Source organism: Nitrobacter sp. JJSN, from assembly GCF_051912485.1.
Lineage (GTDB): Bacteria > Pseudomonadota > Alphaproteobacteria > Rhizobiales > Xanthobacteraceae > Nitrobacter.
In genome coordinates, this window is sequence record NZ_CP196822.1 from 3,516,055 (window position 1) to 3,527,656 (window position 11,602).

Genomic DNA, 11,602 nt, shown 5'->3' on the forward strand with positions numbered 1-11,602 from the left:
CCTTTTTTCGGTCTTGCAATCGAGGGCCGGACAGGGTTTGGCAATGGCGATGACGCTGGATACCCCCGTCGAGAGCACGCAAACGCTCGCGCCGCAGTCTGCGGCGCGGTGGCGGCGCTGGACGCGTCCGGCGCTCGGCCTGCTGCTGCCGCTCACCGCTGCAGTCGTGTGGGAATGGATGGTAGCCGCTGGCTGGTCCAACGGTCGGCTGGTGCCGCCGCCATCGACGATTATTTCAACGATCGCCGAACTCGCTCGCAGCGGCGAACTATTCCGCCACATGGCGACCACGCTCGAGCGCGTCGGCGCCGGATTTGCCCTTGGCGTCGCGGCCGGCACCGTGCTCGGCGCAATCTCAGGCTATTGGGGGTTGGCGCGGCGGCTGCTCGATCCGACCATTCAGGCGCTCCGCGCCATTCCCTCGATCGCCTGGGTGCCGCTGTTCATCCTGTGGCTCGGCATCTTTGAGTTGTCCAAGGTGGCGCTGATCGCGGTCGGCGTGTTTTTCCCGATCTATCTCGGGGTGATGGGCGCAATCCTTTCGGTCGACCGCAAGATCGTCGAGGTCGGCCGCACGTTTCGTCTGAGCGGACCGGCGATGATCTGGCGCATTTTGCTGCCTGCGGTGCTTCCGGCCTACGTGGTGTCATTGCGCGTCGGGCTCGGGCTCGGCTGGATGTTCGTGGTGGCGGCGGAATTCATGGGCGCGTCCGAAGGACTCGGCTATCTGCTGATCGATGGGCAGCAACTCGGCAAGCCGGCGCAGATTCTGGCTGCCATCGTGATCTTCGCGATCCTCGGCAAGACCACCGACTGGCTGATCGAAGTTGCTGCGACGCCGTTCCTGCGCTGGCAGGATGCGTTCGCTCCCGGCCGCGGAGTGTTCTGATGCTGGTGCTCGACCGTGTCGGAAAGACCTACCCCAACGGCGTCAACGCGCTGGAGCGGTTTTCGATCGAGATCAGGCTCGGCGAGATCGTTGCCGTGATCGGCGGCTCCGGCTGCGGAAAATCCACGCTGCTGCGCGCTATCGCGGGCCTCGACCGCGCCAGCTACGGCACCATCACGCTCGATGGCGAAGTCCTCACCGCGCCGCACCCAAAAGTCGGCATCATCTTCCAGGAGCCGCGGCTGCTGCCATGGTTGAGCGTCGCCGACAATATCGGCTTCGGTTTGTCGGACGTGGCCGCGACCGAGCAGCGGGAACGCGTCGCTGCTGCGCTTGGCAAGGTTGGCCTGTCCGACAAGGCGAAGGCGTGGCCACGCGAATTGTCGGGCGGACAGGCACAGCGCGTTGCGATCGCGAGGGCGCTGGTGGTCCGGCCCGAAGTGCTCTTGCTTGACGAGCCGTTCTCCGCGCTCGACGCTTTCACGCGGCGCGATCTGCAGGACCACCTGCTCGATCTGTGGTCGGAGACGCGCCCGACATTGGTGCTCGTGACCCACGACGTCGACGAGGCCGTGGTGCTGGCGGACCGGGTGCTGGTGATGCGGCCGCGGCCGGGGCGGCTGTTCGAGGGCGCCGACATCAGCCTGGCACGGCCGCGCGACCGCAATTCACCGCTGTTCGAGACCACCAAGCGACGCATCCTGACGGCGCTCGATCGCTCGCTCGACCAAGCCGCCCCCGATCCGGCGGCGGCAGCCGAGACCGGCGATGCCTTGTGGTGGTGAAACCGCCGCGCCGCGATTACATTTGCCCGACAATTTCAAGAAAAAGGAGACGTTGATGGATGCCGCCGAGCTTCGCGCCACGCAGGCCCCGATCAAGGAGCGTTACAAGAGCGACCCGAAGTCGGCGCTGATCACGCTGAAGGCCAAAGGCTCGATCGAGAACGAAGGCATCGCCTGCAAGGTCGACACCGGGCGCGCGCTTGCGGTCGCAGGGCTTCATCCGGCTACTGGCGGGTCCGGTCTCGAATTATGCTCCGGCGACATGCTGCTCGAGGCGCTTGTCGCCTGCGCCGGGGTCACGCTGAAGTCGGTAGCGACCGCGATCGAGGTTCCGCTGAAATCCGGCTACGTCGCCGCCGAGGGCGATCTCGATTTTCGCGGTACGCTCGGGGTCGACAAGGAAACGCCGGTCGGCTTCGAATCGATCCGCCTGCGGTTCGATGTCGACACTGATGCGCCGCAGGACAAGCTCGATCTCCTCCTCAAGCTGACCGAACGCTATTGCGTGGTCTATCAGACCATCAAGAACGGGCCGAAAGTGTCTGTCGAGATGAAAAGGATGTGAAGAGGTCGTTCGCGTCAGGAAAACGCGTCAAAACAAAGCCGGAATGGCTCTGGAACGTCCTCGCAGGACGCCGGCAAAGGCATACCGAAATCCGGCTTTCAAGGGGGTTTCGATCCCGGCTCGCCGACCCCAGATAAAGCGGCATGACCTCGTCAATGTCCGACCCCGCCATTTCGCTTGAAACTCCCGTGCGTGCGCCGTCGGCTGTTCCGGTTGACGACGCCGTGATTCCGTTCGAGGTGAGTGAGCTCGATCTGCGCGGACGGCTGACTAGGCTCGGGCCGGCGCTCGACCAACTGCTGGTCCGGCATGACTATCCCGCGCCGGTTGCCAAGCTGCTCGGCGAGGCGATAGTACTGACAACGCTGCTCGGCTCCTCGCTCAAGTTCGAGGGCCGCTTTATCCTGCAGACCCAGACCGACGGACCGGTGTCGTTCCTGATTGTCGACTTTCGCGCACCGGCCCAGCTGCGGGCCTATGCGCGTTTTGACAAGGCTCGGCTCGGAGATGCGCCGGATTCGGGCGCGCTGCTCGGTCGCGGCCATCTAGCCATGACCATCGATCAGGGTCCGGACATGAGCCGCTATCAGGGCCTGGTGGCGCTGGAGGGCGGTAGCCTCGAAGATGCGGCGCATGAATATTTCCTGCGCTCGGAACAGATTCCGACGCGGGTCCGCCTCGCGGTCGGCGAGGAGTGGCGCAGGGACGGCAATGGTCCGAAGCGCGGCTGGCGCGGCGGCGGCATGCTGCTGCAATTCCTGCCCAAGGCACCCGAGCGTGCGCGTCAGGCCGATCTCGATCCCGGCGACGCGCCGGACGGCAATGCCCTGCATACGGTAGCGGAGGACGATGCCTGGGTCGAGGGCCAGTCACTGATCGCTACCGTCGAGGACATCGAACTGATCGACCCCGATTTGTCCGGCGAACGTCTGCTGTACCGGCTGTTCCATGAGCGTGGCGTGAGGGTGTTTCCACCACAGGCGCTGCACGCGCAATGTTCGTGCTCGCGCGACGCGGTGGAAGCGATGCTGAAAAGCTTCGCGCCGCAAGACCGCTCCGAGATGGTGAAGGACGGCAAGGTCGCTGTAACCTGCGAGTTCTGCAGTTCGGTGTACGAATTCACGCCACAGGAAGCGGGCGTGGAATAGAGCGTTTTCGAGCGAAGCGGGCCGATTCGCGTGAAGAAAACGCGTCAAATGATCCCATCAGAACTGAAAAAGCTCTGGCGCGGCGCTACCTCGGCGTCGAGGCACCGGTGCTTCAGTTCAGCACACGCTTGCTGTCGGGGCTGTCGAGCGAGAAGGTGGGGACATCGATTTCGAACGCATCGCCGCTTCGGACCGAGATCATCTGATAGCGGCCGCTCATAAACCCGGTGGCGGTCGGCAGCGGAACGCCGCTGGTGTATTCGAAGCGCTCGCCGGGCGCGAGCACCGGCTGCTCGCCGACCACGCCCTCGCCGCGGACTTCCTGCTTCCGCCCCGAGGCATCGGTGATCACCCAGTGCCGGGTGCGCAATTGGACGGTATCCGGCCCGGCGTTGACGATGACCACGGTGTAAGACCAGAAAAAATGGCCTCGCTCGGCGGACGACCGCTCCGGCATGAAGTTCGGCTCGACAGTGACTTCGATCTGGCGGGTAACGGCGCGGTACATCTGAAACTCTCTAGTGTCTGAAGCGATCATAACGAAAACATGAGCAGGAACCAGCCCCCACTTAGTGCGCGGGTTCCGGACTAAAATTCCGGCCGCAATATTGCTTTTTTGTCACCGTTAGCGTGAAGCTGTCCTCCCGTAAATCAGTCCCGATCGCCGCGGGGCGATCGAGGGCCTTATCAAAGCGGAGCACATGCCGTCGGTCGCCGATCAGGTTGTCGGAGCCCGCGCCAGAGTGGCAGCCGATGACGTCACGCGCGATGCGCTGGCCGTCTCGATTCCGACCGCGCCGCTCGAGCGCGAGTTGCGGCTCGATCTGTTCCGCGGGCTGGCGCTGTGGCTGATCTTCATCGACCATCTGCCGCAGAACCTTCTGACCTGGCTCACCATCCGCAATTACGGCTTCAGTGACGCCACCGAGATTTTCATCTTCATCTCGGGCTATACGGCGGCCTTCGTCTACGGACGTGTCATGCTGCAGCGCGGATTCGTCGTCGCCGCCGCGCGCATTCTCAAGCGCGTGTGGCAGATCTACGTAGCACATATTTTTCTTTTCACGATCTTTCTCGCGGAAATTTCCTATGTCGCGAGCCGCTTCGAGAATCCGCTCTACGCGGAAGAAATGGGCATCCTCGACTTTCTCAAGCAGCCCGACGTCACGATCGTGCAGGCGCTGCTGCTGAAGTTCCGGCCCGTCAATATGGACGTGCTGCCGCTCTATATCGCGCTGATGCTTTTTTTCCCGCCGATCCTGTGGCTGATGCAGCGCAAGGCCGATGTGGCGCTGGCGCTGGCGGTGGCTCTCTATGCGATCACCTGGCAGTTCGATCTGGCACTGCCGGCCTATCCCAACGGGGTCTGGTTCTTCAACCCGTTCGCCTGGCAGTTGCTGTTCGTGTTCGGCGCGTGGTGCGCGCTCGGAGGTGCGAAGCGGATGTCGCGCATCCTGTCGTCCCCGGTGACGCTGTGGATTTGCGTCGCCTATCTGCTGTTCGCCTTCTACACGACGCTGACCTGGCATGTGCCGCAGCTCAACTATTTCATGCCGCACATCATCGAGCAGTGGATGTATCCGATCGACAAGACCAATCTCGACGTGCTGCGCTTTGCCCACTTCCTGGCGTTGGCCACCCTGACCGTCCGCTTCCTGCCCAGGGACTGGCCCGCGCTCAGGTCGCCATGGCTGCGGCCGATGATCCTGTGCGGCCAGCATTCGCTGGAGATTTTCTGCATCGGCGTCTTCCTGGCCTTTGCCGGGCAGTTCCTATTAGCCGAAGTGTCCGGTGGCGCCGGGCTTCATTTCATTATTAGTGTTTCCGGAATCTTGATCATGTCCGGCTCTGCATGGGTATTTTCATGGTACAAAAAGGTTGCCGGCAAGGGCGGAGGCCGTACCAAACCCGCCGACGGCGACGCGGATCTCGCGGGAGGAGGAGCATGAGGGCCGGCTGGACGTTGGTCTTGCTGGTGCTGGCCGGTTTGTCGGCCAGTGCTTTCGCACGTGCCGATGACCCGCCGAAGAGTTGCGACGTTCCGGCCTACCTGTTGACCAGCGAGAGTACGCTGTCGCGGGTCGCCTCCATGGTCAAAACCGGCGGACCGCTCGATATTCTGGTTGTGGGCAGCCGTTCCTCAACCATTTCCGGAGCGGAGGGCGACGCCTATCCCGCAAGATTGCAGGCTGCGCTTCGCGAGAAACTACCTGGAAACACCGTTAACGTGTCCGTGGAACTGGCGCCCAGGAAAACGGCCGAGGATCTAGCGCCCGACCTCGGTAAGCTCGCACAGGCGAAAAAGCCGACCTTGGTCGTGTGGCAGACCGGCACCGTCGATGCTATGCGTTCTGTCGACATCGACAACTTTCGCGGCGCCGTCGACCATGGCGTTGCTGCATTGCAAAGTGCGGGAGCTGACGTCGTCCTGATGAATATGCAGTATAGCCCACGCACGGAAACCATGGTGTCACCGGCCGCCTATATTGACAACATGCGGCTCGCCGCGCAGCAGCACGACGTTCCGCTGTTCGACCGGTTTGCGATTATGAACCAGTGGAATGAAACCGGCGAATTCGATTTGTTCAGCGCGGTGCGCGGAGTCGATCTGGCCAAACGTGTTCACGATTGCCTCGGCCGCGCCTTGTCGACATTCGTGATCGATACCGCCCATATCAATCCCGCCGAACTCAGGGCCCGGCGCCAATGACGGTCCGCGGCCGCTTCTTCAGAACCGCCGGTCCGGCAGCGCTGGTGATCCTATTGGTGGGCGCATCGAGTTCGACCGTGGTCGCGCAAACTGCGCCGGCTAACGCCGCGGCGCTGCCGATGGGCGGCGCCAGCCTGTCTGCACCGCCGTCATCCGGCGCCGCCACCGGCACGCCGACGCAGAACCTATCCGAAAAGGCGATCGACAAGGTGAAGGCAGTTGCTGCCGGAGCCCGCGACATCTTCAGTCGCGTTCCCTGTCTGCCGCCGAAGGGCGTCTCACAGTCGATGGGCGCGCTGCCGCATGTAGCGGCCAAGCTTGCCGCCAACAAACCGGTCGTCATCGTCGCCTTCGGCTCGTCGTCGACGCAGGGTTACGGCGCGACGTCACCCGAATTCAATTACCCGAACCGGCTGGCGGCACAGTTGCACCGCAAATATCCGGCGGTCGCCATTACCGTGATCAATCGCGGCAAGGGCGGCGAGGACGCGCCCGAGATGATGAAGAGGCTAAGATCGGAAGTGATTGATGCCAAGCCGGACATGGTGATCTGGCAGGTCGGCACCAACGCGGTGCTGCGTAATCTCGATCCCGCAAGCACGGTGAAAACCGTCGAAGACGGCGTCGCGACCATTCAGGCCTCTGGCGCCGATCTGGTTCTGGTCGATCCGCAATACGCGCCTGCCGTCAATGCAAAAAGCGAAAATGTCGGCAGGATGGTCAGCCTGCTGAGCAAGGTTGCGCACTACAGACACGTCGGGATTTTTCCGCGCTTCGAGGTCATGCGCGACTGGCACGACCGGCAGTCGCTGCCGTTCGACACCTTCGTGACCAAGGATGGCCTGCACATGAACGACTGGGGTTATGCCTGTTTCGCCCAGTTGCTCGGCGACAACATCATCAAGTCGGTGGATCAGGTCCAGGCCGGCGTTCGCTCGCCGCCAACCGTGACGACCTCCCGGCCGTTGTAATTTCCGCCGTCCGCTTTCACATATTGCCATCGTCCCGGCCAAGTGAGCCTAGCGAGCGCTAAGCCGGGACGGCAATAACTGTCTCACACTTTCTCCAGCGCGACGGCGAGATCCTCAATCAAATCGTCCTTGTGTTCGAGGCCGACCGAATAACGGATAAAGCCCTCACCGATGCCGAGACCGGCGCGGACCTCCGGCGCGAGGCGCTGGTGGGTGGTGGTCGCCGGATGGGTCACGAGGCTCTTGGCGTCGCCGAGATTGTTCGAGATGCGCGCGAGCTTCAGCGCGTTGAGACAACGAAAGGCACCCGCCTTGCCGCCCTTGACCTCGAAACCGATCAGCGTCGATCCGGCGCGCATCTGCTTTTTCACAAGAGCTGCCTGCGGATGGTCCGGCCGGCCGGGATAGATCAGGCGGGATACGTTCGGGTGCGACGCCAGCGCATCGGCGATCGCCGCGGCGCTCTCGGTCTGCTGGCGCACGCGGACGCCGAGCGTTTCAAGCCCTTTCAGGAGAACCCAGGCGTTGAACGGCGAGATCGATGGCCCGGTCTGGCGGATGAAGGTCTGCAGGTGTTCCTGAACGAAAGCGTTCGACGACAGGATGACGCCGCCGAGCGTCCGTCCCTGGCCGTCGATGTGCTTGGTGGCGGAATACACCACGATGTCGGCGCCGAGCGCCAGCGGGCTTTGCCAGATCGGCGTCGCGAATACGTTGTCGACGATCAGCCGCGCGCCGGCCTGATGCACGATCTCGGCGATGCCGCCGATGTCGAGCACGTCGAGCGTCGGATTGGTCGGGCTTTCGATGAAGCAGCTTTTGGTGTTTGGCCGCATCGCCTTGCGCCACTGATCGAGATCGAGGCCGTCGACCAGCGTCGACTCGATGCCGTAGCGCGGCAGCAGGTCCTCGACCACGTAGCGGCAGGAGCCGAACAAGGCCTTGGCCGCGACCACATGATCGCCGGCCTTCAGCGGCGCGAGCATCGCGGTCGTTACCGCCGCCATGCCCGTCGCGGTGGCGCGCGCGGCTTCCGCGCCTTCAAGCTCGGCCATGCGCTGCTCGAACATGGCGACGGTCGGGTTGGAGTAGCGCGAGTAGATGAAGCCGGGGTCGTCGCCCTTGAACCGCGCCTCGCACTGTTCGGCGGTGTCGTAAACATAGCCCTGAGTCAGGAACAGCGCCTCCGAAGTCTCGGCAAACTGCGAGCGCAACGTCCCGGAATGAACCAGGCGGGTTTCAGTGCGATATCGGGCGGTGGGGGAAGACTGCGACATGTGACCTCCTGCGCGACCGCCTCGAAAAGCGGCCACAAAAAAACCGGCCTGGAAAAAATCCACAGGCCGGGATCACATTGTCCCCGGCCTGTTTAGCGACTTATTTAACGTGGCTGCAAGCCGGCCGGCTCAAATCACCACGGAACAAGCCATGACTAGTCCGGCATGTCCTTTCCGTCAAGCCAACGAATTGACATTCACGATGGGCTTGCCGCAAATCCCGAATGCAAACGCTATAACCCTCCACCGGCCGTCGGATGACCGGTAGACGCTCCCTCTCCTGTCTTCGGGTCGATATCGCCCACGCCGCAAGGACGACATCGTGTCATTCACGCTTCCTCCGGACGCCAACGGCATTCTGCCCGACCGCATGATCGCGGCGATGGCGGATGCGGGCCTGATTCTTCCCGAGTATCCCTTCGTCGAAAGCCAGATCCAGCCGGCAAGCCTCGACCTGCGGCTCGGAGCCACCGCATACCGCGTGCGCGCCAGCTTTCTGCCGGGGCCGGGCGCAACCGTCGCTGAACGCATCGACGAGTTGAAGCTGCACGAAATCGACCTTTCCGACGGCGCGGTGCTGGAGACAAACTGCGTTTACATCGTGCCGCTGCTGGAGAGCCTGGCGCTGCCGCCCGAGATCATCGCCGCCGCCAATCCGAAAAGCTCGACCGGGCGGCTCGACGTATTCACGCGCGTGATCGCCGACGGCACCCGGCGCTTCGACATGATCGGCGCCGGCTATCACGGCCCGCTTTATGCGGAGATCAGTCCCAAGACGTTTCCAGTGCTGCTGCGCGAGGGTTCGCGGCTGTCGCAGGTCCGCTTCCGCACCGGCGACGCCATTCTTGATGCCGACGAGCTCGACGCGCTGCATGCGCGGGAGCGGCTGGTCGATGTCGACGACACCGATTTCGTCAACGGCGTGGCGCTCAGCGTCGACCTTTCGGGCAAGAATGGCGGCGGCTTTGTCGGCTATCGCGCCAAGCGCCATACCGGCGTAGTCGATATCGATCGCCGCGGTCGCTATGCGGTCGGCGAATTCTGGGAGCCGATCGCGGCGCGGCCAGACGGCAGCCTGATCCTGGATCCCGGCGAATTCTACATCCTCGCCTCCAAGGAGGCGGTGCAGGTGCCGCCCGATTATGCCGCGGAAATGGTGCCGTTCGATCCGCTGGTCGGTGAGTTTCGCGTGCACTATGCCGGCTTCTTCGATCCAGGCTTCGGTTATGCCGGCGCTGGCGGACAGGGATCGCGTGCGGTGCTGGAAGTGCGTTCGCGCGAGGTGCCGTTCATTCTCGAGCATGGCCAGATCGTCGGCCGGCTCGTTTATGAAAAGATGCTGGCGCGGCCCGACGCGATGTACGGCCAGCGCATCGGCTCCAACTATCAGGCCCAGGGCCTCAAGCTGTCGAAGCATTTCCGGGTGTAGCGATCGGACACGACACGGATAGCCGGACGGCGCGCCACTTCGCAGCCCGCGCGGTGCGCTGCTTGCGACGGGACTTGACCGGCTCGCCGATCCGGCTAGCATAATCGAAATCGATGGGGATGGGGTCCCCCGATAACCGCCGCAAGGCTGATGACTCCTACCGGGCGCTTTCGCGTCGGTAGGAGCTGTTTCCTCCCCCGTTGCGCCCGAGAAAGGGCGCTTATGACCAGACTTCCGAATTCGCTGTCGGTCTCGTTGTGGGGCGTCGGCCTCTGCTGGGTCGCCGTTGCGATCGCATATCTGACGGATTCCGAGACGATCCCGGTGGGCTCCTTGCTGGTTTCTCTGGTGGTTCTTCTGCTGGTTCCTTTAGTGATTATCGGCGCCGTGGGCGGCATGACCGAATGGCCGCCGGAGGGGTTCTGATGGAATCAGAAGCAGACCTCTGTGATTTTGATCTGACGCGTTTTCTTCACGCGAACCGGCATCCATCCTCAGGTCGCGCCCGAGGACATGCTTCGCTTGAAAACGCTCTAGGGAGGCAAAAGCATTGAAGTGGACGTTTATTCTGGCCGTCGCGGCAGGCGGGTCGCTGGGATCCGTGGCCCGCTATCTCGTCAGCATCGGCTTCGGGCGGTTACTGGGCCCGAAGTTTCCGTGGGGGACACTGTTCATCAATATCACCGGGTCGCTTCTGATCGGACTATTTGCCGGGTTGTTCGCAATCCGATGGAACCTGCCTCAAGCTGTGCGCATATTCCTCACGGTCGGAATCTGCGGTGGCTACACTACCTTTTCCACTTTTTCTCTCGATGCATTCTACCTGATCGAGCGGGGTGCGGTAGCGGCGGCCGGTGCTTACATGATCGCTTCCGTCGTGCTGTCAGTCGGCGCGCTGATCGCGGGCATACAAATTGTCCGGATCCTTTAGAACGATCCCACGGACATTCCCGCCGCTGCGCTGCAGTTCGCACACCCAACCGTCTTGGCGGACCGGCCGGTCTCGGCTACATCTGGAGACGAGAAGCGCATATGCGGGCGTAGTTCAATGGTAGAACGGCAGCTTCCCAAGCTGCATACGAGGGTTCGATTCCCTTCGCCCGCTCCAACTCAAGCAATGCCAGAAAATGAAGGCTTTCTGAGATTTTGGTGAGTCGAATTTTATCTTCGACCTCCGATCTCCATACAACTCTCATACAATTTCGTCGGCGTGTCCCATCTCTGGACGTCATTTCGCGGCGACACGGACAGCCGTTCTGGTCGTCTGGCGTCCTGAGCGCGGGGTCCGACAGGGACGGCGCCTTTACAGGGGTTGTTCTGATCATCTGCGCGTTTGACGATGCCACATGCTGCGCAGCACGTCAGATTGAAGCGCTGAGTCCATTGATGGTCCATCACACGCCGCCCGCCGCTTCCTTCGTTCGCGGCGGGATGACGCTTAGGTCTACGATCGAGGCGACGCTTGAACTTTGGGCATCTTCGCTGTGCGATGTCAAAGAACGGATACGCCCGTTGTTCACACAGGATCGCATCGCGGCGTCGGCTGGGCAGTTTATTGATGGGCTTCTGAGTGCGGAACAACGCAAGACGGGATGGATGCGAGCCGAGGCGGCCGGCGATTCTGGCCCCTGGCGCCAGCAGGCGATTCTGGGTCGTGGGCGATGGGAAGCGGATGCCCTGCGCGATATCGTGCGCGACTATGTCATCGAGCATTTGGCGGATGACGATGCGGTGCTGGTGGCTGTATCAACCTTTCCACCTGGCGCATTGCTGTATTGCGAGACATTGATGGTGCGGGAGGCTCCCCGCTCGACTTCGAACGGCGCGA

At 62.7% G+C, this 11,602-nt stretch carries 12 protein-coding genes, 1 tRNA gene, 1 pseudogene and 2 riboswitches; of the genes and pseudogenes, 12 read left to right on the plus strand and 2 right to left on the minus strand.

Annotated features, from left to right (window positions below):
* Nucleotides 1-49 precede the first annotated feature (49 nt).
* The 4 genes from ACSZOQ_RS17180 (at nt 50) to ACSZOQ_RS17195 (ending at nt 3,387) form a co-directional block, all read left to right on the plus strand.
* Nucleotides 50-889, plus strand: coding sequence for an ABC transporter permease (locus ACSZOQ_RS17180; protein WP_439926117.1), 840 nt, complete (start codon nt 50-52; stop codon nt 887-889).
* Complete coding sequence (locus ACSZOQ_RS17185) at nt 889-1,674, plus strand: ABC transporter ATP-binding protein (protein WP_439923621.1); 786 nt, start codon at nt 889-891, stop codon at nt 1,672-1,674. Before ACSZOQ_RS17180 ends, ACSZOQ_RS17185 begins: the two co-directional genes overlap by 1 nt.
* 55 nt (nt 1,675-1,729) lie before the next feature.
* Nucleotides 1,730-2,239: an OsmC family protein gene (locus ACSZOQ_RS17190; protein ID WP_439923622.1), complete on the plus strand. Its 510-nt coding sequence runs from the start codon at nt 1,730-1,732 to the stop codon at nt 2,237-2,239.
* A gap of 143 nt (nt 2,240-2,382) precedes the next feature.
* The gene (locus tag ACSZOQ_RS17195; RefSeq protein WP_439923623.1) at nt 2,383-3,387 is read left to right on the plus strand and encodes an Hsp33 family molecular chaperone; all 1,005 of its coding nucleotides are present in this window, start codon (nt 2,383-2,385) and stop codon (nt 3,385-3,387) included.
* 112 nt (nt 3,388-3,499) lie between these two features.
* On the opposite strand, the gene apaG is transcribed toward ACSZOQ_RS17195, so the two are convergent.
* Complete coding sequence (gene apaG, locus ACSZOQ_RS17200) at nt 3,500-3,895, minus strand: Co2+/Mg2+ efflux protein ApaG (protein WP_439923624.1); 396 nt, start codon at nt 3,893-3,895, stop codon at nt 3,500-3,502.
* A 193-nt stretch (nt 3,896-4,088) separates the two neighbouring features.
* On the opposite strand from apaG, the gene ACSZOQ_RS17205 reads away from it, so the two are divergent.
* From ACSZOQ_RS17205 to ACSZOQ_RS17215, 3 genes are read left to right on the plus strand one after another with little or no spacing between them, the layout of a single operon-like run.
* Nucleotides 4,089-5,336, plus strand: coding sequence for an OpgC domain-containing protein (locus tag ACSZOQ_RS17205; RefSeq protein ID WP_439923625.1), 1,248 nt, complete (start codon nt 4,089-4,091; stop codon nt 5,334-5,336).
* A complete protein-coding gene (locus ACSZOQ_RS17210) occupies nt 5,333-6,097 on the plus strand; it encodes an SGNH/GDSL hydrolase family protein (protein WP_439923626.1) in 765 nt (254 codons plus the stop codon). The genes ACSZOQ_RS17205 and ACSZOQ_RS17210 overlap by 4 nt, the downstream gene beginning before the upstream one ends.
* Nucleotides 6,094-7,068, plus strand: coding sequence for an SGNH/GDSL hydrolase family protein (locus ACSZOQ_RS17215; protein WP_439923627.1), 975 nt, complete (start codon nt 6,094-6,096; stop codon nt 7,066-7,068). The genes ACSZOQ_RS17210 and ACSZOQ_RS17215 overlap by 4 nt, the downstream gene beginning before the upstream one ends.
* An 83-nt stretch (nt 7,069-7,151) precedes the next feature.
* Here the strand turns inward: ACSZOQ_RS17215 and ACSZOQ_RS17220 are convergent, their stop codons facing one another.
* Complete coding sequence (locus ACSZOQ_RS17220; RefSeq protein WP_439923628.1) at nt 7,152-8,345, minus strand: O-succinylhomoserine sulfhydrylase; 1,194 nt, start codon at nt 8,343-8,345, stop codon at nt 7,152-7,154.
* Nucleotides 8,346-8,416: 71 nt separating this feature from the next.
* Nucleotides 8,417-8,496: riboswitch (SAM riboswitch) on the minus strand.
* A gap of 171 nt (nt 8,497-8,667) precedes the next feature.
* Here ACSZOQ_RS17220 and ACSZOQ_RS17225 point away from each other — a divergent pair.
* The 5 genes and pseudogenes from ACSZOQ_RS17225 to ACSZOQ_RS17245 form a co-directional block, all read left to right on the plus strand.
* Entirely contained in the window at nt 8,668-9,774 is a 1,107-nt protein-coding gene (locus tag ACSZOQ_RS17225) for a 2'-deoxycytidine 5'-triphosphate deaminase (RefSeq protein WP_439923629.1), read from the plus strand.
* A gap of 106 nt (nt 9,775-9,880) precedes the next feature.
* Nucleotides 9,881-9,941: riboswitch (Fluoride riboswitch) on the plus strand.
* 55 nt (nt 9,942-9,996) lie between these two features.
* Nucleotides 9,997-10,200, plus strand: a complete 204-nt coding sequence (locus ACSZOQ_RS17230; protein ID WP_439923630.1) for a hypothetical protein — start codon at nt 9,997-9,999, stop codon at nt 10,198-10,200.
* 124 nt (nt 10,201-10,324) lie between these two features.
* Nucleotides 10,325-10,705 (plus strand): fluoride efflux transporter CrcB, encoded by a 381-nt coding sequence (gene crcB / locus ACSZOQ_RS17235; RefSeq protein ID WP_439923631.1) that lies wholly within the window; start codon nt 10,325-10,327, stop codon nt 10,703-10,705.
* 103 nt (nt 10,706-10,808) lie between these two features.
* Nucleotides 10,809-10,882, plus strand: a tRNA-Gly gene (locus ACSZOQ_RS17240).
* Nucleotides 10,883-11,205: 323 nt separating this feature from the next.
* A pseudogene (locus ACSZOQ_RS17245) lies at nt 11,206-11,526 on the plus strand (IS701 family transposase); the annotation flags it as partial.
* Between the last annotated feature and the right edge of the window lie 76 nt (nt 11,527-11,602).

Coding starts and splice junctions, on each gene's coding strand:
- ACSZOQ_RS17180 (WP_439926117.1), top strand. CDS start 50: ATGACGCTGGATACCCCCGTCGAGAGCACGCAAACGCTCGCGCCGCAG.
- ACSZOQ_RS17185 (WP_439923621.1), top strand. CDS start 889: ATGCTGGTGCTCGACCGTGTCGGAAAGACCTACCCCAACGGCGTCAAC.
- ACSZOQ_RS17190 (WP_439923622.1), top strand. CDS start 1,730: ATGGATGCCGCCGAGCTTCGCGCCACGCAGGCCCCGATCAAGGAGCGT.
- ACSZOQ_RS17195 (WP_439923623.1), top strand. CDS start 2,383: ATGACCTCGTCAATGTCCGACCCCGCCATTTCGCTTGAAACTCCCGTG.
- apaG (WP_439923624.1), bottom strand. CDS start 3,895: ATGTACCGCGCCGTTACCCGCCAGATCGAAGTCACTGTCGAGCCGAAC.
- ACSZOQ_RS17205 (WP_439923625.1), top strand. CDS start 4,089: ATGCCGTCGGTCGCCGATCAGGTTGTCGGAGCCCGCGCCAGAGTGGCA.
- ACSZOQ_RS17210 (WP_439923626.1), top strand. CDS start 5,333: ATGAGGGCCGGCTGGACGTTGGTCTTGCTGGTGCTGGCCGGTTTGTCG.
- ACSZOQ_RS17215 (WP_439923627.1), top strand. CDS start 6,094: ATGACGGTCCGCGGCCGCTTCTTCAGAACCGCCGGTCCGGCAGCGCTG.
- ACSZOQ_RS17220 (WP_439923628.1), bottom strand. CDS start 8,345: ATGTCGCAGTCTTCCCCCACCGCCCGATATCGCACTGAAACCCGCCTG.
- ACSZOQ_RS17230 (WP_439923630.1), top strand. CDS start 9,997: ATGACCAGACTTCCGAATTCGCTGTCGGTCTCGTTGTGGGGCGTCGGC.